This is a genomic window from Bacillus sp. AK124 (assembly GCF_053903085.1).
Genome location: NZ_CP096378.1, coordinates 1,851,177 through 1,873,191 on the forward strand (window position 1 = coordinate 1,851,177; position 22,015 = coordinate 1,873,191).

Annotated in this window: 21 protein-coding genes and 1 riboswitch; of the genes, 19 read left to right on the forward strand and 2 right to left on the reverse strand. The window is 44.5% G+C overall.

The window, feature by feature from the left end:
- The first annotated feature begins 8 nt into the window (after positions 1-8).
- The 11 genes from ccsB (at position 9) to M1E06_RS09340 (ending at position 12,473) form a co-directional block, all read left to right on the forward strand.
- The gene (ccsB, locus tag M1E06_RS09290) at positions 9-1,184 is read left to right on the forward strand and encodes a c-type cytochrome biogenesis protein CcsB (RefSeq protein WP_035338497.1); all 1,176 of its coding nucleotides are present in this window, start codon (positions 9-11) and stop codon (positions 1,182-1,184) included.
- A gap of 144 nt (positions 1,185-1,328) precedes the next feature.
- Positions 1,329-2,051 carry a response regulator transcription factor gene (locus M1E06_RS09295; RefSeq protein ID WP_020451999.1) on the forward strand — a complete coding sequence of 241 codons (723 nt, stop codon included), beginning with the start codon at positions 1,329-1,331 and terminating at the stop codon, positions 2,049-2,051.
- Positions 2,048-3,829 carry an ATP-binding protein gene (locus tag M1E06_RS09300; protein ID WP_023857482.1) on the forward strand — a complete coding sequence of 594 codons (1,782 nt, stop codon included), beginning with the start codon at positions 2,048-2,050 and terminating at the stop codon, positions 3,827-3,829. Before M1E06_RS09295 ends, M1E06_RS09300 begins: the two co-directional genes overlap by 4 nt.
- A 420-nt stretch (positions 3,830-4,249) precedes the next feature.
- Entirely contained in the window at positions 4,250-4,951 is a 702-nt protein-coding gene (locus M1E06_RS09305; RefSeq protein ID WP_023857481.1) for a response regulator transcription factor, read from the forward strand.
- 3 nt (positions 4,952-4,954) lie between these two features.
- On the forward strand, positions 4,955-6,406 hold the full coding sequence (locus tag M1E06_RS09310) for a HAMP domain-containing sensor histidine kinase (protein WP_023857480.1): 1,452 nt from the start codon (positions 4,955-4,957) through the stop codon (positions 6,404-6,406).
- A complete protein-coding gene (locus M1E06_RS09315; RefSeq protein WP_031305183.1) occupies positions 6,403-7,536 on the forward strand; it encodes a WD40 repeat domain-containing protein in 1,134 nt (377 codons plus the stop codon). Before M1E06_RS09310 ends, M1E06_RS09315 begins: the two co-directional genes overlap by 4 nt.
- A gap of 310 nt (positions 7,537-7,846) precedes the next feature.
- Positions 7,847-8,677 carry a polysaccharide deacetylase family protein gene (locus M1E06_RS09320; RefSeq protein WP_035338499.1) on the forward strand — a complete coding sequence of 277 codons (831 nt, stop codon included), beginning with the start codon at positions 7,847-7,849 and terminating at the stop codon, positions 8,675-8,677.
- Positions 8,678-8,711: 34 nt separating this feature from the next.
- A complete protein-coding gene (locus M1E06_RS09325; protein WP_035338500.1) occupies positions 8,712-9,626 on the forward strand; it encodes an LCP family glycopolymer transferase in 915 nt (304 codons plus the stop codon).
- 272 nt (positions 9,627-9,898) lie between these two features.
- Positions 9,899-10,483, forward strand: a complete 585-nt coding sequence (gene sigX, locus M1E06_RS09330; RefSeq protein ID WP_023857476.1) for an RNA polymerase sigma factor SigX — start codon at positions 9,899-9,901, stop codon at positions 10,481-10,483.
- A complete protein-coding gene (locus M1E06_RS09335) occupies positions 10,419-11,525 on the forward strand; it encodes a GerMN domain-containing protein (RefSeq protein ID WP_035338501.1) in 1,107 nt (368 codons plus the stop codon). The genes sigX and M1E06_RS09335 overlap by 65 nt, the downstream gene beginning before the upstream one ends.
- Positions 11,526-11,648: 123 nt before the next feature.
- On the forward strand, positions 11,649-12,473 hold the full coding sequence (locus M1E06_RS09340) for a M23 family metallopeptidase (protein ID WP_035338504.1): 825 nt from the start codon (positions 11,649-11,651) through the stop codon (positions 12,471-12,473).
- 48 nt (positions 12,474-12,521) lie between these two features.
- Here M1E06_RS09340 and serA read toward each other — a convergent pair whose 3' ends face one another.
- Positions 12,522-14,099, reverse strand: coding sequence for a phosphoglycerate dehydrogenase (serA, locus tag M1E06_RS09345; protein WP_023857473.1), 1,578 nt, complete (start codon positions 14,097-14,099; stop codon positions 12,522-12,524).
- A gap of 253 nt (positions 14,100-14,352) precedes the next feature.
- Positions 14,353-14,486, forward strand: a riboswitch (FMN riboswitch).
- A gap of 155 nt (positions 14,487-14,641) precedes the next feature.
- Here serA and M1E06_RS09350 point away from each other — a divergent pair.
- Positions 14,642-15,223 (forward strand): ECF transporter S component, encoded by a 582-nt coding sequence (locus tag M1E06_RS09350; protein WP_035338506.1) that lies wholly within the window; start codon positions 14,642-14,644, stop codon positions 15,221-15,223.
- 137 nt (positions 15,224-15,360) lie between these two features.
- Here M1E06_RS09350 and M1E06_RS09355 read toward each other — a convergent pair whose 3' ends face one another.
- Positions 15,361-15,609: a ferredoxin gene (locus tag M1E06_RS09355; protein WP_003183064.1), complete on the reverse strand. Its 249-nt coding sequence runs from the start codon at positions 15,607-15,609 to the stop codon at positions 15,361-15,363.
- Positions 15,610-15,872: 263 nt separating this feature from the next.
- Here M1E06_RS09355 and M1E06_RS09360 point away from each other — a divergent pair, with 263 nt between their 5' ends.
- The 7 genes from M1E06_RS09360 (at position 15,873) to M1E06_RS09390 (ending at position 21,903) form a co-directional block, all read left to right on the forward strand.
- Positions 15,873-16,931 carry a helix-turn-helix domain-containing protein gene (locus M1E06_RS09360; RefSeq protein WP_035338508.1) on the forward strand — a complete coding sequence of 353 codons (1,059 nt, stop codon included), beginning with the start codon at positions 15,873-15,875 and terminating at the stop codon, positions 16,929-16,931.
- Entirely contained in the window at positions 16,924-18,420 is a 1,497-nt protein-coding gene (locus M1E06_RS09365; RefSeq protein WP_035338510.1) for a RecQ family ATP-dependent DNA helicase, read from the forward strand. The genes M1E06_RS09360 and M1E06_RS09365 overlap by 8 nt, the downstream gene beginning before the upstream one ends.
- Entirely contained in the window at positions 18,414-19,058 is a 645-nt protein-coding gene (locus M1E06_RS09370; protein ID WP_020451986.1) for a CPBP family intramembrane glutamic endopeptidase, read from the forward strand. The genes M1E06_RS09365 and M1E06_RS09370 overlap by 7 nt, the downstream gene beginning before the upstream one ends.
- 1 nt (position 19,059) lies before the next feature.
- Complete coding sequence (locus M1E06_RS09375) at positions 19,060-19,788, forward strand: LysM peptidoglycan-binding domain-containing protein (protein WP_025811217.1); 729 nt, start codon at positions 19,060-19,062, stop codon at positions 19,786-19,788.
- Between the two features lie 121 nt (positions 19,789-19,909).
- On the forward strand, positions 19,910-20,299 hold the full coding sequence (locus M1E06_RS09380; RefSeq protein ID WP_229029999.1) for a YpbF family protein: 390 nt from the start codon (positions 19,910-19,912) through the stop codon (positions 20,297-20,299).
- Positions 20,300-20,379: 80 nt separating this feature from the next.
- On the forward strand, positions 20,380-21,165 hold the full coding sequence (locus M1E06_RS09385; protein WP_035338511.1) for a metallophosphoesterase: 786 nt from the start codon (positions 20,380-20,382) through the stop codon (positions 21,163-21,165).
- A 153-nt stretch (positions 21,166-21,318) separates the two neighbouring features.
- A complete protein-coding gene (locus M1E06_RS09390; protein ID WP_020451981.1) occupies positions 21,319-21,903 on the forward strand; it encodes a genetic competence negative regulator in 585 nt (194 codons plus the stop codon).
- Positions 21,904-22,015: the final 112 nt, after the last annotated feature.

Sequence of the window (22,015 nt, forward strand, 5' to 3'; positions counted from 1 at the left end):
GGGTTTTCATGGCAGAGTTAAGCGGCAATTTATTGTACGCGGCATTTCTCTTGTATCTCTCAGCGGTCTTCTTTTTTGGCGGCTCCATCAGGAGCAAGGCTTCAGACCGGAAGAAGAAGAACCGCTGGGCGTCGATCGCAGTGTTGATCACGATCATCGGATTTGTATGCCAGTTTGGATATTTTATTGCGAGATGGATCGTTTCCGGACACGCACCGGTCAGCAATCTTTTCGAATTTACAACTGCTTTCAGCATGATGCTCGTTCTGGCGTTCATCATCATCTACTTTATTTACAAGCTGTCTGCTTTGGGGCTGTTTACACTGCCCGTTGTCCTGCTGTTAATCGCATATGCCAGCATGTTTCCGACCGATATCACACCGCTGATTCCGTCGCTTCAAAGCAACTGGCTTTATATTCATGTTACGACTGCAGCCCTCGGACAGGCGATTCTCGCCATCAGCTTTGTCGCCGGCGTGATCTTTCTACTCAAGCATGTGGATCAGTCACAGCCTGGCAAAAAAACGTTCTGGCTCGAATTTGTCATGTTTATGCTTGTGACAACGCTCGCGTTTATCCTTGTCACGACCTCATTCCGCATTGGGGGCTATGAAGCGCAGTTCAAGTGGATTGATAAAGACAACCAGGAAGACGTCATGATTTACGAGCTTCCCGCTCTGATCGCGCCGAACAAAGGCGAACTTTTAACAGAGGAGAGAATGGAGCCGCTTGTCAATGTGCCGCCTATTTTTTCAGGACGGAAGCTGAATACGGTTCTCTGGTCGTTTGGAACCGGCGCATTGCTTTACGGTGTCATCAGGCTGATCATCAGAAAACGCATCAGTCAGCTTCTTCAGCCGCTCGTGAAAAATGTGAACCTTGACCTTGTCGATGAAATCGGCTATCGATCCGTTTCGATCGGCTTTCCGGTTTTTACGCTTGGCGCGCTTATTTTCGCGATGATATGGGCACAGCTGGCATGGAGCAGATTCTGGGGCTGGGATCCGAAAGAAGTCTGGGCGCTGATTACATTTTTGTTTTATGCAGCTTATCTGCATCTCAGGCTTTCAAGAGGCTGGCACGGCGAAAAATCGGCGTGGCTTGCCGTTATCGGTTTTGCCATTATTATGTTTAATCTTATTTTTGTAAACCTTGTCATCGCTGGACTTCACTCTTATGCATGATCCGTGCGGTGCAGGAAGGTCCGGGCTTTTCGCCGGGCCTTCCGCAGCTTATCGTTTTAAATTGGGAAAGGCCATTCTTAGCTTGGCTTACGATCGCTTTTCTAATAAAATGAATGTAAGAAGATTCAAATCAGGAGGTTTACGATGGAACAGACGAAAGAGACAAAAATATTAGTAGTAGACGATGAGGCAAGAATCAGACGACTTTTAAAAATGTACCTGGAAAGGGAAAATTATAAGATCGAGGAAGCCGAGAATGGCGACGAAGCCATCGATAAAGCCCTGGGCAACGAATACGATTTAATCCTGCTCGATTTGATGATGCCAGGAACCGACGGCATTGAAGTATGCCGCCAAGTACGCGACAAAAAAGCCACTCCGATCATCATGCTGACGGCGAAAGGCGAAGAAGCGAACCGGGTGCAGGGCTTTGAAGTCGGAACCGATGACTATATTGTAAAACCTTTCAGTCCGAGGGAAGTGGTGCTGAGAGTCAAAGCGCTCTTGAGAAGATCATCGCAAACCTCTTATCTGAATACAGATACAACGGCAAAAAATGTTCTTGTTTTTTCTCACTTATCCATTGATCACGATGCACACAGAGTTATGGCGGACGGAACCGAAGTCAGCCTGACGCCGAAAGAATATGAACTGCTTTACTTCCTGGCCAAAACTCCTGATAAAGTATACGATCGTGAAAAGCTGCTGAAGGAAGTATGGCAATACGAGTTTTTCGGCGATTTGAGAACGGTCGACACCCATGTTAAACGTCTACGTGAAAAATTGAACAAAGTCTCGCCGAAAGCTGCGAAAAAAATCGTAACGGTATGGGGTGTCGGGTATAAATTTGAGGTCGGAAACGAATGAAGTTTTGGAAGAGCGTAGTCGGTAAACTGTGGTTTACCATACTGCTTTTAGTTTCATTTGTCTTATTTATCCTTACGTTCTTTCTGCTTGAGTTTATTGAAAACTACCATGTCGATGAAGCGGAAGCTGATTTGACAAAGCTCGCCAGCAAGGTGGCCGTCATCATGGAAAACCATAAAGACCAGGAGACGGCCAGATCGATCACATGGGAGCTTGCCGATGAACTGACGAGCATCACCGTTATCAAAAATGAGAATGAATATTGGTATTCACCGCGGGAAAATCAAAAAGTGGCTTCCATTACATTAAAAGATATTAAAAATGATTCCGATCTGAACGAAGCGCTTCAGAAGCATCAAAAAGTGCAGAAGCGGACGGTCATCTCCGATCAAAAGAACGATCAGCTGATTGTCGGTGTACCGTACGGGAAAGGCGAAGATGAAGGCATGGTGTTTCTTTCTCAATCGCTTCTTGCCGTGAAAGATACGACACAGCATACGACAAGGTATATTCTCTTTGCCGCTGCGATTGCGATTGTGTTAACGACGATTTTCGCTTTCTTCCTGTCAAGCCGGATTACCTACCCGCTCAGAAAAATGCGGCAGGGTGCACAGGATCTTGCAAAAGGGAAGTTTGATACGAAGATTCCGATCCTGACCCAGGATGAAATCGGCGAGCTGGCGATTGCCTTTAACCAAATGGGGCGCCAGCTGAAGTTCCATATTACAGCGCTCAATCAGGAAAAGGAGCATTTGTCGAATATCTTAAGCAGTATGGCAGACGGCGTGATCACCATCAATATCGACGGGACGATCCTTGTGACTAACCCTCCGGCTGAACGCTTTTTACAGGCCTGGTATTATGAGCAGAACATGAATGTAAAAGAAGGCCATGAACTGCCTCCTGAAGCGCGTGAGCTTTTTCAAAACACCGTCGGCACGGAGAAGGAGCAGATGATTGAAATGACCCTGCAAGGCAGAACATGGGTGCTGCTCATGAGTCCGCTGTACAATCAGTCACATGTGCGCGGAGCGGTCGCCGTTTTGAGGGATATGACGGAGGAAAGACGGCTTGATAAGCTGAGAAAAGATTTTATCGCCAATGTCAGCCATGAGCTGAGAACACCGATTTCGATGCTTCAAGGGTACAGTGAAGCAATCGTTGACGACATTGCAAGCTCTGAGGAAGAAAAAAAGGAAATCGCGCAGGTCATCTATGACGAGTCTTTACGAATGGGAAGGCTTGTGAATGATTTGCTGGACCTTGCCAGAATGGAGGCGGGCCATATTTCCTTAAACGTAGAACAGGTGGAGCTCCGCGAATTTTTCGAGAGGGTGTTCAGAAAGTTTTACGGAGTGGCCGGTGACAAAGAAATTACGCTTTCTCACAATCTTGATCTGCACGAAGCCAAATTTGTGTTTGATCCGGACAAAATGGAGCAGGTATTAACGAACCTGATTGACAACGCGATCCGCCATACAAATGCCGGCGGCACCGTACATGTCGATGTGCAGTCAGCGCAAAGCGGGCTGAAAATCGCCGTGAAAGACTCGGGCAGCGGCATCCCAGAAGAGGACCTGCCGTTTATTTTTGAACGCTTTTACAAGGCGGATAAAGCAAGGACGAGAGGAAAAGGCGGGACGGGCCTCGGACTTGCGATCGTTAAAAACATCGTCGATGCACACAACGGATCGATCACCGTCCACAGCATGCTGAACGAAGGTACTTCCTTCACGTTTTACATTCCAAGAAATAAGCAGGATGTTGGCCAAATTTGACGAAGAATCTTGTTCCATAAGAAACAAAGAGCACCTGTTCATGAAGAACAGGTGCTCCGTTATTTGAGGGCAACTTGTATCCAAGTTGTAAAATTTCTGCTTATCCTGAAACGTTTTTGCCTTTGTTGCCGTTAAAAGAGTGGGGATTCCAAAAGACAGATGAACATCAGAGGAAATGGATGAAGGATTTGGACAAATGGACTAGTGAAAATCACATATGGACATAATTGCTCCCGTTCTGATCATCTATAAAAGGCCGTTCATTTTTTCTGCGCCTTAAAAGTCCACCAGCACTCCAATTGCGGACCGTCAAAGGAAGAGTTTGGTTTGGATTTATGTATAATCTCTATAGAAGGATGCGAGAAACAAAAGAGGTTTCTAGACAAAATAAGCTTGAAACAGGGAATGAGTGATGACTTTATGGATAAAACCAAAATACTGATTATAGAAGATGATGAAGCAATTGCTGATTTGCTTGCTTACGGGCTGACGTCCGAAGGTTTCGAAACGTGCACGGTCAATAACGGCTCTTCAGGCATGAGGAAATTAGATCAATTCAAACCTGATCTTCTGCTGCTCGATTGGATGCTGCCTGACTGCAGCGGATTGGATATTTGCAAAACAGTGACTGAAAGCTATAATATTCCGATACTGATGATCACCGCAAAATCAGATGTCACGGATAAAATACTCGGGTTGGAATTCGGGGCCGATGACTATATTACAAAGCCGTTTGATCTGCGCGAAGTTGTCGCGAGAATCCGCACGATCCTTCGGCGTCTGGAACAAGCCTATCATGTGAACGAACGGGAAACGGAAAAAGAGGATGAGATCCGGTTTAAAAATATTGTGATCATCCCGGGTGAAAGACTGGTGAAAAAAGACGGGGCAGCCGTCGAATTGACTCCTAAAGAATATGATCTGCTGATGACTTTGGTTGATCATCGGGGAAAAGTTTTTACGCGTTCAGAGCTTTTAGAATTCATTTGGGGATACGATTTTTTCGGTGACACCCGTACAGTTGATACCCATATTCAAAGACTCCGCAAAAAGCTCGATGCAAGCGACTTGATTAAAACGGTGTTCGGTATCGGATATAAATTCGAGAAGCAGGAGGAGTAGAGAGTGTTACGGACCATCAAGGGCAAGTTTATTGTTGGCTTTTTTCTGATTTTTTCTCTCTCTTTCCTTGTGCTCAATCATACGGTTAAGAACGTGATTTGGTCGAGTAATGAAAAAATTGTAACATCGGATTTAGTCGAACTGAAAAAAAACAGTACCGTCTATGTAAACCAGGCATTTTTAATCAATCATTATAAAAACAATGAACTTTATTTCGGTGATATGGCCGATGAAATGGTAGATAATTTGAATCACTCCACAGGAAGCAATGTCGGTGTTTATACCGTGAATGGCGCATTGTTGTCTGCTTCTGATCAGAAGGCGTTTTCCCGTGGAAGTAATGAAGATCTTAAACAGGCGATCAAAGGAAAGACTGCCTATCATATCACCTATAATCGCAATAAAGCAGAAGTGTTTTTTTCATATCCGGTTGTCGTTGAAGGTACAAAGGTAGGCATATTGCGTTTTTCGAAAAATTTTGACCTGCTGTATAAGCAAAGCGGAGAGGTTCTGGATATTGTTTTTTACATCGCGCTTGCCATATTTTTGGCGGCGTTCCTTTTCTCCTATATCCTGTCCAGACATATCACGATTCCGCTCGTCAAGCTGACCGATGCCACCTCGCAAGTCAAGAAGGGCAAGCTGGATATGGATATTCACTTTAATAGGAAAGATGAAATCGGCCAGCTTGCCGTCAACTTTAACGATATGATCAGCAGAATTCGAGAACAAATTTTAACCATTGAAAGGGATCGTGACCGTTTAAAGGAACTGAACGAACAAGAAAAACGATTTTTTGACAATATGACGCATGAGCTGAAAACACCTCTGACTTCCATCCAAGGATATGCAGAGATCATAAAAGATAAAGGGGAATCGGATCGGGCGTTTTTTGATAAAGGCATGAACCACATTGTTGAAGAAAGCCGACGCCTGCACAATTTGGTGATCAAGCTTCTTGAAGTATCCCGGGAACCTGCCAAGGGAGCTCAATTTGACAGGGTCGAGGCAGGGGAAATTTTAAAAGATGTTTGCGAATCGATGAAGTTTCGGGCAGAACGGTATAAGAAAAGGATTACCTGTGACATTGAAGATGGCCTGTACGTTCACAGTCATGTGAGCAGGCTGCGCCAGCTTTTCATCAATCTGCTGGACAACGCCATCAAATACAGCTTATCTCATTCGGAAATCATCATTAAGGCCGAAATCGTTGGAGAAACCATTCTTTTTACATTCAAGAATCCAAGTGCTCCATTGGAAAATGACCAACACTCCAAAATGTTCCAGCCCTTTTATTCAGTCAATCAGAAGATTAAGGAAGAAGGAAGTGTAGGCTTGGGATTAAGCATTGTGAAAACAATTGTTGACGAACACGGAGGAACAATCGAGATGTACTACAAGGAAAACCAAACAGTGATTCATGTTGAATTAGCTTACGCAAAGGTTGAGAAATGATGAAAAACAAACCGTTTATCATTTGGGCAGGAGTGCTGTTGTTTCTGGCCATTATCGTGTCCAGTTATAATGTCGGAAAAAGATCTGAAACGATTATCATCCCAAGCGGGGAAGACAATCATGTCGATGACCAGAAAACCCGCCCTTTTCAAGTCAATACGATTTATCGCCTTCCAAAAGCAGGGCAGCTGCTTGGGTGGTCTTCACCGGATTCCGTTGTCGGTTTTTTCAAGGGAGATGGGACATCCGAACGTACAGCGCGCAGTCTTCAGCGCCTTTCCTCCCCCTATGAAAAAGCTGAAATCGTAAAAGGCATTGAAAGCAACATGTCCAACCTGAAAATGTCTCCAGACGGAAAGCGTATCGCCGGAGTCACTTTGTCATTAAGTAAGACATCAATGCAGCTGTTTTCGCCGGCGAACGGAAAAAACACAGAAATCGCCAGCATCTCCGCCAGCAATGAGGTCTATGTCCAAGATGTTTCATGGTCAAATAATAGCAGATACGTTTGTTATCTCGTTTTAGATGTTGGGCAGGGGAATCAGACAAGCCTTCGTGTTTATGATACGGATTCCGGAACGCTCAAAACGTATACATTGAATGATTTTGCGGAGAAAGATTCGCTTACGGGAGTTAACATCTCTGATAATGGACGAGATTTTTTGCTTACCGTGTTGCAGCGTTCCGACGAGTACGGAATCAGAATAGGAACGATTGACGGCAACCGCATTAAAATCCAGGACAAGCGTCTGGACAGCCGCGGCGGACCGGTTTGGTTAAACAATGATCAATTTGTATTCCTGGACACAGGGGAAACCCTGTACGAATATGATCGCAGAAACGGCGAGCTTTCTGCTCTGCTCGAAAAAGTAACTGTTTTTAAATTCTCAAACGACTTAAAGAAAATCGCTTACTCTTTGAAGGATGAAGACAATATCTATGCAGGCAAGCTTCAAGGGAAAAATATCCTCTATGAAGAACCGATATACCACGGCACCATCCCTTCGGAAATATATTGGAGCCCGGACGGCAACAGCCTGCTCGTTAGCGCACAATACCAGTATCCTTCTATGGAGAGTGCATCGGCGCGATTTTTAGAAGAACAAGCTTATATCATCACATTTAAATAACCGATCGTTTTATACTTTAATATCAGGCAAAAAAACCTTATTTCAGTTAAATACCGAAATAAGGTTTTTTTATCCATTCCTTTCTCACTATCCCCTTCAAGGTAATAAGTCTTATTATTTACTGATTAACATCCCTCAAAAAATGATGTTTTTCCTCTTTTTGTGACATTTTGTTTACAAGTTGGCCGAACTTCTGCGATATCTTCCCTTTATATTTAAAGAGCATCCTTCTTATAGAACGTTGTCTTGTATGTGACGAGATTAAAAGAAACCTAGTGATTGATAATTACAGCTTAAGGAGTTGGAAAAAGTGTCAAATTCACCAAAAGAAGATCGTAAATTGAGCGCACTAGGAAAATTAGTGCTGGGTATGTTGATTGTACTGGGGGTGACTTTGTTATGCATTTCGTGGAATGCACTCGCTGGTCCAAAGCAGGAACCGCTAAAAGAAAATTCCTCCGCTTCAGCACCTGTGACGGGAGGCAAACATAAAGCAGAGAAAAAAGAAAATAAGCAAACAGCGCCGGAAATCGGAAAGGTCGTCTATTTGTCATTTGACGACGGGCCGAATCCTGCGGCTTCAGATAAAATCTTAAGTTTGCTCGATAAGTATCATGCAAAAGCTACTTTTTTCATGTTAAAACCGAATATCGAACAAAATCCCGATATTGTGAGAAAAATGGTTGAAAGCGGCCACTCTGTCGGCTCTCACGGCGTGACGCACCAAGTATCGAAAATCTATAAATCTCCTGAAAGCTTTGCAGCAGAAATGAACGATACGTTGAAAACAATCAAAGAAACGACCAACGTTGACACACATTTGATCAGATCGCCTTACGGATCAAAGCCTTATATTACCGGTCCATTTCAAGAAGTCATTAAGCGCGACCACTTTAATCTTTGGGACTGGACTGTTGATTCAGAGGACTGGAAATCTGCAAATACAAACGGTCAATTCGTCAATAATGTGATTCAGCAAGTCAATAACCTTTCCGGTGTTGAGCCGCTTGTCGTATTAATGCATGAAAAACCGACAACTGCGGCCCATTTGGAGAAACTATTGAAATACTTTCAGGAAAACGGATATGAAATGAAGCCTATTCATGATTCGATAAAACCGGTTCATTTCAGATGGAATTAATAAATATGACCTGGATCAACAAGGAAGGGATACTATGGTGAAAATGAGAAAAAGAAAACTAAAGATGAAAAATGTGATATTGTTCGCCCTCGCGCTAGTGATAACGATTGGCAGTGTGGTTTCATACGGGATTTACCGTACCGTCGCAAAATCAATAAATGGAATGTACGAGCCTCTTCACAGGGATACCGAGCAGAAGGATACTGCTCCGCACGATCCTATATCCATTCTCTTATTAGGGATAGATGAGCGCCCTGGTGATAAAGGACGACCGGATTCTATGATTGTGATGACGATTAACCCGGAGACAAAGAAAACGACAATGACAAGTATTCCGCGTGATACAAGGGTGTTTATCAAATCGAAGAATAAATTTTCGAAAATGAATTCGGCCTACACCTATGGCGGAATTGAAGGGACCGTTGAAACTGTAGAACAATTTTTGAACATTCCCATCAATTATTATATTAAAATCAATATGGATGGGTTTAAAGATATTGTCGATGCAATTGGCGGCATTACGGTGGATAATCGGATTGATTTCACCCTTGAAGGCGTGCATCTGTCAAAAGGAAAGCAGCATCTTAATGGCAAAACTGCTTTGACATATGCTAGGATGAGAAAAGACGATCCCCGCGGTGATTTTGGACGTCAAGAGCGTCAGCGTGAGATCATCAATGAAATCATTCATGAAGGTGCTCAATTAAAATCATTAACAAACTATCAAGAAATTTTGACAGCATTAGAAAAAAACATCAAAACAAACTTAACACTGGACAAGATGATCGATATTCAACATTCTTATAAAGAAGCTGCCAAGGATATTAAACAGATAGAAATTGAGGGTGAAGATAAAAAAGTTGACGGCTTATGGTATCACCTGGTGACTGACGAAAAGAGAAAGGAGATTTCCAAAAAGCTTCGCCAACAATTGGACTTAAAGTCATAAACGGATGAAAATCAGTCCATTTCAAAGGATCCGCCTTAAGGAACGTTCCGATTATGAGTATACGGACGCAGCTTAGTGAGAAAGCGGAAGTTCCTGTAAGCTTGGCACCTGTTCATTTAGAACGGGTGCTTTTATGCTTGTTAAGTTAAAATTAAGCTTAACTTTAGTTAAACCCCCTTTCCATTTTCATATGTTCGTAATATAGTTGTAATAGTTGTAATGTAACCTTTTAAGATTGACAAACGACAATAAATTGAACGGAGGGGTTTCAGGTGGAAGAAACCTTTCAGAAAATATATGATCAGTATCATCAGGATTTATTTCAGTTTTTATTTTATATGGTAAAAGACAAAAACCAGGCAGAAGACTTAGTTCAGGAAGTATATATCCGCGTCCTGCATTCTTATGAAACATTTGAAGGCAGAAGCAGCGAAAAAACCTGGCTTCTTTCGATTGCGCGGCACGTTGCGATCGACTGGTTCAGAAAGCAGCAGACGATCCGCCAGCGGATTTTGGGGACGTTTGACTGGGAGAAGCAAGATGTAAAAGACCGCAAGCCTCTGCCTGAGGACATCGTGATGCAGAATGAAAACCTGAAGGAAATTTTCGAGGCCCTTGACAGGTGTACGCTTGATCAAAGATCCGTTATCGTATTGCGGTTTATCCAAGGGTATTCGATCAGTGAAACGGCAAAAGCCTTAAATTTTTCCGAAAGCAAGGTGAAAACCACTCAGCACCGCGGTCTGAAAGTGCTTCGTAAACAGATGGAGCTTTTGAAGGAGGATCCAAAGAATGAAGAAGTCAGAATGGAACGAAGAACGGCTGAAGGCGTTACTAAGCCAACTTCCAACGGTTAAGGATAATCGTTCGGCAAATCAGATCTATCAAAAGCTGATTTTCGCACCAAAGCGTAAATCACCGAAAAAACGGGTCGGCGCATTTGCTGCTACAGTTTTGGTTCTCTTTCTTCTGATGCTGATCACTCCTCAATTAATCGAACAGATCAGATCTCAAAACAGCGCCGACGCCAACATTTCATCTGACGGAAAATTGGTGCAGACGGAGGCTGATGCTGCCAAGTCTGAACCTGCAAATACGTTTGTCGTCTCCCAGAATCAAAAAGACGACTATATCACCTTCGCTTTCCTTGACAAGTCCAAGTCTGTCGTTGTCCCGATAAGTCTTGAGAAAAGCATAAGCATGACGAATCTTGAAGATGCACTTCACGCATACAGCCAGCTCAAAGTGGACCAATTTACATCATTTGATACATCTTATCTTGATCAGGTGAAGTTCAAAGAACAGAAAAACGGTAAAAAACTGACGATTCAAGTAAATGAAAAAATACCGGAGCTTTCAGTGGAAGATTTCGAACGGCTGAAAAATGTGATCAACGAAACCTTTAAATGGGGTTCATATGATTCTGTTTTGTTTATTTCCGATGATGAATCTGGCGTTGAATTTGAATCATTCGGAATGCTCGCTGATATGGCGATTATGCATCAGACGCAAAAAGGCTACTATTTATATGAAAGCTCTGACGGACGCCGGTTCCTTGCACCTTCAAGCGAATCTTACGAAACGGTGCAGGAAGCGATAAAGATGATGAAAGTTAAAGAAAGCGGCACTCATTTACAACCCATTCTATCCGATGATACAAAGATTGAAGATATTCAAAAGAATGGAAAAGAACTGATCATTCAATTTTCTTCCTCCGCGAATATTGAAAATAAACCTGAAGACGTTTTGATGGTTGAAGGCCTTCTATTGACCGCCAAAGATTTCGGGTTCACAAAAGTGAAATTTAAAAATGCATCCACAACCAAGGTCGGCGCCTATGACTTGTCGAAATCTGTACAGGTTCCGTACGCACCGAATCCGATAACGATAGAAAGCTAAAAGACTCCCCGCGCGGAGTCTTTTTTTGATGTATAAAATGTATTGATTTGGAAGTATACTAAGCTGTCTCCGAATAGGGGGAATTTTACCGCAGATGCTTGTAATAGGAGGATATGGAAACCCTTGAAGATACTCAGACATCAAAACTTCCTGTTCGCGATCGCATGGCTTTCGGGGCTTGCGTTTCTCGTCACTACGCCGGGAGCGGCAGCTTCAGAGTGGATTGAACCGATTAAAGGGGAGATCACAGATCAATTCGGGACGAGAGACGGAAAACATAAGGGGCTTGACATTGCCGCTCCTGAAGGGGAAGCTGTAGCGGCAGCCGCAGACGGAACGGTAAGCAAATCGTATCAATCGGACTCCTACGGCCACGTGATATTTATCAAACATGACAACGGATATGAAACCGTTTATGCCCACTTAAGCAAACGCCTGAAAAAGGAAAAAGAACGGGTGAAAAAAGGCGAGCAAATCGGAATCATCGGCAATACGGGAATATCGACCGGAACCCACCTGCATTTTGAAATGCATCACGGTTCATGGACTGAAGATAAAAGATATGCAATCAATCCGCTGACGGTGCTTCGTGAAGAAGCGTTCCAGCAAAATTCGGTCCACGTTCATCAAAACACCGGGACAATGAGCGGTGCCGTAACTGTTCAAAAAGGGGACACGCTCTGGAAAATCAGCAAGGATAGCGGTATATCTATCGAGGAGATCATGAGAATAAACGGGTTGAAACATTCGAAGCTTAAGGCCGGCCAAACACTCCGCCTTCATGACGATGAACCGAAGACCGGCACATATGTGGTGCAGAAAGGGGATACGCTTCATCATATCGCCGAAAAAATGGGCGTTACTGTCCGGCACCTCAAAGAATGGAACGATTTGAAAGGCGAACAGATTTATCCCCGCCAGCTGCTTGAGATCAGGGAGAGTTCCTAAAAAAAACGGAACCCGAAAGGAATTTCTTTCAGGTTCCGGGGCTTTTTATTAAGGAAGGTCGATGACTTTAACAGACACGATATCCGGGATGTTTTTCAGCTCATTTAAAATATCGTCCTCAAGGTGGCGGTCAAATGAAAGCATCATGATCGCTTCTCCGCCTTTTTCTTTTCGGCCCACCTGCATAGTGGCGATGTTGATGTCATGGTCTCCTAAAATTCGTCCGACATGGCCGATAGCCCCCGGTTTATCCTGGTGGTGAATATACACAAGGTGTCCAGCCGGATAAAAATCGATATCAAAGCCGTTTAAGGCAACGATGCGACCGCCGAAGTGCGGAATGTACGTCGCTCTTAAAGAGAATGTCGTCACATCTCCGGTGACAGTCACAGAAATGCAGTTTTCATAGCCTGACTCATTGGAAGAAATTTTTTCGCTGAAGCTGATGCCGCGCTCTTTCGCGACAGTGCCGGCATTCACTTCGTTGACGGTAGCCGCGACCCTCGGCTTCAGGAATCCGGCCAAAAGGCTTTTCGTAATAAATGACGTTTCAAGCTTGGCGATAGAGCCTTCATATTGAATGGCTACATCTTGAACAGGCTCATTCATACACTGAGACACAAGGTTTCCGATCGTATTGGCAAACTGATGATAAGGCTGGATTTTTTCGAATGAATCCTTTGTCATGGCCGGAAGGTTGATCGCGGACATCACAGGATTTCCTTGCGCATATTGAAGGACTTCTTCGGAAACTTGTGCAGCGACATTCAGCTGAGCTTCTTTCGTTGAAGCGCCCAAGTGAGGAGTCGCGACCACAAGCGGATGATCGATCAGTTTTGAATCGACCGGAGGCTCGACTTCAAACACATCGAGGGCAGCGCCTGCGACATGTCCGCTTTCCAAAGCTTCCAAAAGCGCCGCTTCATCGATGATCCCGCCTCTTGCACAGTTCACGAGACGAACGCCTTTTTTCGTCTTTGCGATGGTTTCTTTGTTCAAAAGTCCCTTCGTTTCTTTTGTGAGCGGGGTATGAACTGTAATAATGTCAGCGCATGCCAGAACTTCTTCAAAGCTGTTCGCGTTAACGCCGAGCTTGCTTGCCCTTTCTTGCGTCAGGAACGGGTCAAATACATGAACGGTCATGCCGAACGCTTTTGCGCGGCTCGCGATTTCGCTTCCAATGCGGCCCATTCCGATGATGCCGAGGGTTTTTCCGTAAAGCTCTGAACCGACGTAAGCCGAACGATTCCACTCCCTGGATTTAACGGAGATGTTTGCCTGCGGAATATGTCTCATTAACGCTGAAAACATTGCAAAAGTATGTTCAGCAGTTGAAATTGTATTTCCGTTTGGCGCGTTTACGACGATGACACCGTGCTTTGTCGCCTCGTCAATATCGATATTGTCGACGCCGACACCTGCTCTGGCAACAATTTTTAGCGAAGTCATCTTTTTAAACAATTCTTCGGTCACCTTCGTGGCGCTCCGCACCAAGAGAGCGTCAAACGTATGAAGCTCGTCTTCCGCTTCCGCAACATTCTTTTCTACAATTTCAATAAAATCTGCTTCCATTAATGGTTTGAGGCCGTCGCTGGACATTTTATCTGAGACCAATACTCGAAACATGTAAGATTTCCTCCTAAATAAGCGTCATAAATATCTGATAATTTACCATATTCCATAAAGGGTGTCAATGAGTTTCGCGCGGAAAGACGAAAATTAAAAATGAAATAACTGTGAATGTGCGGTTTTTAGTGTGTGGAAAAAGTGAGTTTGCCGAAATATTCTGAAGGACGCCCCAAAACAGCGCAATAAGCTTTGAATCTGTACATTTTTTCACAATTCATTTATAATAATATCAGTATCAAAAATAAATAAGATCAATCTTCGGGGCAGGGTGAAATTCCCTACCGGCGGTGATGAGCAAGCGCTCTAAGCCCGCGAGCCTCTTTAGGGGCAGGATTCGGTGCGATTCCGAAGCCGACAGTATAGTCTGGATGGGAGAAGATGGAGGTTCCGTGCGTTTTGAAATGATATTTTCAAACGTTTATTTGACCTGTCTGTAAAACAGCCCCGCTTTTTCAATAAAGCGGGTTTTTTGTTTAGGGCAGGGGGAAAGAACCATTCCTCTTTTCGTGAGATGTGATCGAAAAGGAGAGAGTGACAAAATGAAACACAACAAGGTGAGACGTCTCGTCTCAATCAGCATGCTGAGCAGCATCGCATTTATTTTAATGATGCTGAGTTTTCCGATCTTGGGGGCATTCCCGTATTTGAAAATCGATTTCAGTGATATCCCGGCACTGCTCGCTGTTATTTTGTATGGTCCGGGAGCCGGAATTGCCGTTGAAGCGATCAAAAACGTGCTGAATTACTTTATTGCCGGAAGCGCCTCAGGCGTTCCGATTGATCAGGCCGCTAACTTCATTGCCGGAACATTGTTTATCCTGCCGGCGGCTGTGCTGCTTAAAAAATCAAGTTCTGCCAAAGGGTTTGTCACAGCTCTTTTCGCAGGGACGCTTGTGATGGCCGTTTCGATGAGCATTTTAAATTATCTATTATTTCTGCCTGCCTACACTTGGTTTTTAAATGCTCCAGTGCTATCGGGAGAAGCGCTCAAAACCACAGTTTTGGCCGGAATCCTGCCATTTAATTTCATCAAAGGCATCGCTGTGGCTCTCGTGTCCACACCGATTTTCCTTTCGTTGAAGCCGCGGCTGAAGGAAAACGTCCGCATGGCCGCCAAATAAATAGACATGAAAAATGCCCGGCACTGTGCCGGGCATTTTCAGCTGCAGAAGGAGCCGGCTTCTTTTTGCTTGTTGGCAAAGCAGTGCTTATCTGATAAAAAAACATCCGGCACTTTGTGCACCGGATGTTTTTTGCTTTATTCGTGTTTAAGCGGGTCGCCTTCGAACGGCTCATCCGCAACTTTGATCGAATCTGTAGGACAGCCTTCAAATGCGTCCATCATGTCTTCTTCCAAGACGTCAGGGACTTCGACGACACCCTGATTGTCGTCAAGGGTGACAAACGCGATTCCCTCATCGTCGTAATCATAAATATCAGGAGCCGCAGCACCACAAGCTCCGCATGCGATGCACGTATCTTTGTCTACAATTGTATATTTTGGCATGAATAAAAAACCTCCCAGATTGTTCTTCGTTGGAACAAATGGTTTAACCCTCTATCTATCCGATATGAAACCTATTCCCATTCCTTATTGTAATGGTGTTAATCTTACATTTCAACTCAAAAATATTGAGAATGCTTATCACACAAGGGTTCTACTGCTAACATACCCCTTTTATATGAGTTTAAACGTCGATTTCTCCGCAAAATCTGTTAAAATAAAAAGAAGAAAAGATCGAATGTTGCCGGAAGATTGTAGGTGATGATATGCCGGTTCATTTTTTTGACGCCATTGTGCTCGACATTCTGTCATCCATGAAGGGTGAGCGTTCTTCAAGCGCGGTCTATCATTTATTAAAAGGAAAAAGGTCGTCACAGACGATACAGGACGCCGGTTTATTTGCCGTTTCAAAATACTTTGGCTTTTGTTCGGCTCTATCCAGAGAGCAGGTGACAGTCAGCGTTCAACAATTGAAACAGGAGTCTTTGGTCAGAGAAAAAGCGGAAAGCGGCGCTTACATCGTCACCGAAAAAGGAGAAGCGGAACTTGCCGGCTTTTTTGCCCTTTACCCGTGGCCCCGCCATTTTCACGGCGGCTATTATCAGGCGGCAGCCAAAATCATGTGGGCAAGGATGTCGCTTTTGATTCAGGTGCTCTCCAACAAACTTTACCGCGAACGCGTGTATTTACCGATCGTAAAAGATTATCAGATTCAGAACTGGGTTAAACAATATTTAAGAAGTCGGAATGCCGCTGAAACAGCAGCCCAGTTTCACCATGAGCTGAAAGAGAAGCTGTCTGTTTTGAACGATGATGAACAGGCCGCTATTTTTGTCCACTCCCTGACTTCCGGGGCAAAAGCGGGCTATACATTTAGACAGCTTTCCGAAAAAATGGACCTTGATGAGTGGTACATATATGCACTGTTTTGGGATGTTCTGCATTATTTTATTCAATCCGCCCAAAATGGTGAAAGTCCGCTTTTTCAAACGCTTATTCAGGACATTCCTTTGAATGATGGCTTGACACAATCGACGAGAAAAACGCTTTTTCTTATAAAAGAAGGGCATACAATAGACCGGATCGCAGACATTCGAAAGCTGAAAGCGGCGACGATCGAGGATCACATTGTGGAAATTGCCATTCATGATCCGTCTTTTTCCATCGATCAGTACGTGTCGAAAGAGGAGCAGAAAATCATTGCCGATTATGCGAAAGCGAACCAAACCAATAAAATCAGACAAATTAAAGAGGGGCTCGGCGGCCGATACAGCTATTTTAAAATCCGCCTGGCCTTGTCGAAAACGGTGATCAGGAATGGATAAACTTCATCAGGCGCTCCGCCGGTACTTTGGTTATCATACTTTTAAAAACGGCCAGGAAAAGATCATCAAAAGCGTGCTGGAGGGGCGGGACACGGTGGCGATGCTTCCGACAGGAGGCGGGAAATCGCTGTGCTACCAGCTTCCCGGATTGTTGAAAGACGGAACCGTCCTGATCGTCTCACCGCTTTTGTCTTTAATGGAAGACCAGGTGCAGCAATTAAAAATGCGCGGAGAGAAGCGGGCCGCGGCCTTGAACAGCGCTTTGACACACCAGGAAAAAAATGACGTATTAAGTCGGCTTCACAGCCTCAAATATCTGTATATTTCACCAGAAGCCCTCCAATCCGGCCAAGTGCTAAAAAAGCTTCAATTGCTCAATGTCAGCCTTTTTGTCGTTGATGAAGCTCACTGCATTTCACAATGGGGGCATGATTTCAGGCCTGATTATTCGAAGCTTGGAGACATCAAGGCGCTCCTCGGTCATCCCGTCACCCTGGCGCTTACAGCGACGGCAACCGAAGCGACATTGAAGGACATTTCTAATATGCTGGGGCTTAAAGGCGCCAATTATTTGATCCATTCCGTTGATCGCCCGAACATTGCGCTTCATATTGAAAAGTTGCGGGATACCGCTGAGAAGACGGAGCGACTGACAGGGCTGGTTCAAAAGCTACAAGGTCCCGGTCTTGTTTATTGCCCGACAAGAAAATGGGCTGAAGAACTGGCTGACAAGCTTCGTGATGAGACAAAATTGAGAACGGGATTTTATCATGGCGGGATGGAGGCAAGCGACAGGATGCTGATTCAGCAGCAGTTCATTCGCAACCAGCTTGATGTAGTCTGCTGCACGAACGCCTTCGGTATGGGAGTTGACAAGCCTGATGTCAGATATGTGATCCATTTCAGCCTCCCGCAGACGACAGAGGCGTATCTACAGGAAATCGGACGTGCGGGCAGGGATGGAAAGCAGAGCGTCAGCATTTTGCTGAAAGCTCCGGGAGACGAGGAAATCCAGGAGCAGCTCATTCAAATGGAAGCACTCTCTCAAAGTGATATCGGCTTTTTATACGAAAAGCTTGCCGGAGTGAAAGATGAGCGAAACCGGCGGGAAGTTCTACAGCAGGCCGGTTTATCGGAAACGCAAGCCCGCCATTTTCTACATCTTTATCAGAAGGTGCATCACCTTGGCGATGACGGCCGGGAGGTCATTCAGAGGGAGATGGACAGCCGCAGGGAGCTCAAGTTGAAAAAAGCGGCTGGGTTCGCCGCCGTCACCGAAAGCGAAGGGTGTTTCAGGGAAAGCTTGCTCGCTTATTTTAATGAACAAAAAGAACCGCTGGAAACGGATGACACAGCGTGCTGTACATCCTGCGGTTTAAGTCTTGAAGCATACGAAGCCAAAGGAGACCGTCCGTCTATGAACAAATTGACAGCGTGGGAAGAAGAATTAGATGCCATATTTGCCGCCAGCTGTGATCGTGTATGCTGAAAAAGCAGTCGGAAATCATACGTCGCCTGTCAGACAGGGAAATGCTGAAACAGCTCTATTTTTCCCAGATGCTGATGCTTTTTACCGCATTATTGATGGGCATCTTTTTATTTGATGATGCAGACGATTTTTTGTCGCTTTGGAATCCATCGGACTTGAGCATCTTGAAATACGGGGCGCCGCTCGCGGCTCTCGTGATTATCGCCGACCTGATGGTGATGAAATGGGCTCCGAAGCATATGTATGACGATGAAGGGATAAATGAAAAGCTTTTTCGTGAACGCTCGTACCCGCATATCGTGATTCTTACCCTTTTCATTGCATTTGCAGAGGAAATATTGTTCAGAGGCGTTATTCAGACGCATTTCGGTCTCTGGGCAGCGAGCATTATTTTCGCGATTTTGCATTTTCGTTATTTGAAAAAATGGCTGCTGTTTGTAATGGTTGTGTCCATCAGCTTTTTGCTCGGATTGAGCTTTGAATGGACAGGGAATTTATTCGTTCCTGTGACGGCACACTTTTTGATCGATGTTGTATTTGCGTGCCAGATTCGTTTTCAACACGTAAGGAGGAGTTCGCATGACGGAGATGTCAAGGATAGAGAGGAAGAAGAAGGAGCAGGAGAAGACCCGTGCTGAAATGAGCCGGGAGGCGGCCGCGGCTGTTGAACTGAAGACACCTGATGATGACATTCCTTCCAGGCAGACGTATCACAAAAAAAAGAAGCACAGCAAAAAAAAGAATAAAGACAGAAATCCGCTATTCACGTCACTTGCAGTCATGTTTGTTTTCATTCCGATCATCGTCTTCGTGGTGTTTATGTACATGCTGAACCAAGACAAAGGCGGCGATTCCAACTCTGATCAGTATGATAATGTGTTTTATGAAAACAAATCCGGTGAGACGGGAATGACGAATGAAAATCAAAACGGTGAACAAGAAGCGGATCAAAAGGCGGCTTCGCAGCATACAGCCGCCGCCCTTCAAGAAGAAAAGCTGAAAGAGAGCAAACAATCGGAAAATAAAGAGAATGAACCGTCAAAAAAAGACGAGCAAAAGGAAAAAGAGCAGCCTAAAGAGGCAAAAAAAGCTGAGGAGAAGCCTGTCGCTGCAAAGAAGCCTACCGCGCCGAAGCAGCCTGCGAAACAAGAGAAGAAAACGGCAAGCGCAGCTCAAACGCCGCCCGTTCAGCAAGCGCCGCAGCCCAAAAAGGTGCTGAAGCACACGGTTGGCGAAAAAGAGACGCTCTATCGGATTTCGATGAAATATTATAAGAACCGGTCAGGAGAGGAAAAAATCCGCAATTATAATCAATTATCAGGCAACAATGTCTACACCGGCCAGATTCTGAATATCCCGATTTATTAACAATGGCATCATTTTGCCCGCGAATACATATACATTGTACTATCAAATAGGACAAGGTGTGAGGACTGTGGGAAGCGAGCTTGAAGAGCTGAACCGTTTTACGGACGAACCGACGAAACAAATGCTCCGCGCCTTAATTAAAAGGAAGAAAAAGTACGAAAACTATGCCAGACAGACATTCAGGTGGCAGGCGCTGGCGGCGATATGCGCGGTTTCGTTTTGTTTGTTTGCAGCGTCAAAAGGGCTCGGGCAAAACGGCTTCCTTTCCGGCTTGCTGAATGACTCCGTCTACCTGCTTTGGATTTTGTCGGCCGCTTTTGCATACAGCACCGCTTACTATTTTAAAAAGAAGGAAGAAAAAGCAGAAGGGGAATTTCATAAGCTGAGATGCGAGATTATTCAGAAAAGCACGGATTTATGGCCCCAGCCTGAAGAGTGGAAATCAAGGGAAACGGTTTTTAAGATCATGAAACAGCAGTATGACATTAATCTTTATTTCGAAAGCAAATAAAAAAGACGTTTTCTTATTAAAAGAAACGTCTTTTTGCATAAAGCCGTCTTATGATAAACAAAACAGATTGGAGAATGCACATGATCTATTGGCTCAGTCTGGCTTCGGCCGTTTTCATCGGTTTTGCTGCTTTAGTGTGGAAAATGTCAGGTATCGCACGAGAAAACCGGGTATTGAAAGCCGAGTTTTTGCTCAGGCGCCTAAATAACGAATTGACCGTCTTTTTTATTTCGGATATTCATAGGCGGACAGTCAGTGAAGACATTATTCGTGAAGTGAAAGAACACGGGGTTCAGCTCGTCTTGATCGGCGGCGACTTAGCGGAGGGCGGCGTTCCTTATTCGAGAATTGAAGAAAATATCAAAAGGCTTTCAAGTTTGGGAAAAACGTATTTTGTATGGGGAAATAACGATTATGAAGTTGATCAGGAAAGGCTGCAGGAAATATTCAGGGCACACGGCGTAACGCCTTTGCGCAATGCTTCGGTTTTGCATGACCATCAAGGACAAGCCGTCAATATTTGCGGAGTGGATGACATCAGGCTCGAATTGGATGATTACCCGGCAGCGCTCAGAGGCGTGCAACAGGATTTTCCGACCATCCTTGTGTCACATAATCCGGAGATTCATCATCAAATACAGGAGACGGACGGTATTGATCTCATATTGAGCGGTCATACCCACGGAGGACAGATTCGCCTCGGCAGATTCGGGCTCTGTGAAATCGGAGGAAACGGAACCGTTCATCAGGCGCCGTACTTGATCAGCAACGGCTATGGCACATCGAAGCTTCCGCTGCGGCTGGGAGCGAGGCCGGAAACCCATCTGATTAAGCTGGTCCCGGGACCCTGCATGGACGGAAACTGATGCTTTTTCACTGAAAAGGAACGAAAAGGCGGCATTGTGCTTGTCTTCCGCCCAAACACAGTGTAAACTGGTATCAAAATTAAGAACCTATGACTCATCATCTCCATATAATAAGATATATGATGTGTGCAAGAAGAGGCAGGAGGGAACGTTATGCGGCTTGAGCGTCTAAATTATAATAAGATCAAAATCTTTCTGACACTTGACGATCTGACAGACCGGGGGCTGACGAAAGAAGACCTTTGGAAAGACTCATTTAAAGTTCAGCAGCTGTTTAAAGACATGATGAACGAAGCGAATACAGAGCTCGGGTTCGAAGCGAATGGCCCAATCGCTGTTGAAGTGTATTCTCTTCAAGCACAAGGAATGGTCATCATTGTCACAAAAAATCAAGAAACAGATGAAGACGATAATGAGTATGATGAGGACTATATTGAAATGCAAGTCAAACTTGGCGAAAGTGTTGACATTATATATGAATTTCAAACGTTTGAGCATCTGATTGAACTTTCCAAAAACCTGGACCGCATCGGTATTCAAGGCGGGACAGTCTACCACTATGAAGACAGGTATTTCTTAAGTCTCGACGATTTTGACTCCCATGAGGCTGACGGCGTGATTTCGATTTTAGCCGAATATGGGAATCCGACGACTTTAACGATTTACAGGCTTCAGGAATACGGAAAGAAAATCATGGAAAACAATGCCGTTCAGACCATTCAGACATATTTCAAATAGCCCGCATTCAAAAAAGATATTCTGCTGTGTTAAACAGCAGTTTTTTTCTGCCGAAATTAAGAATATAACAAAAAAGATTTTTCTCGAATATTTTCACGAAAAATGGTTGATT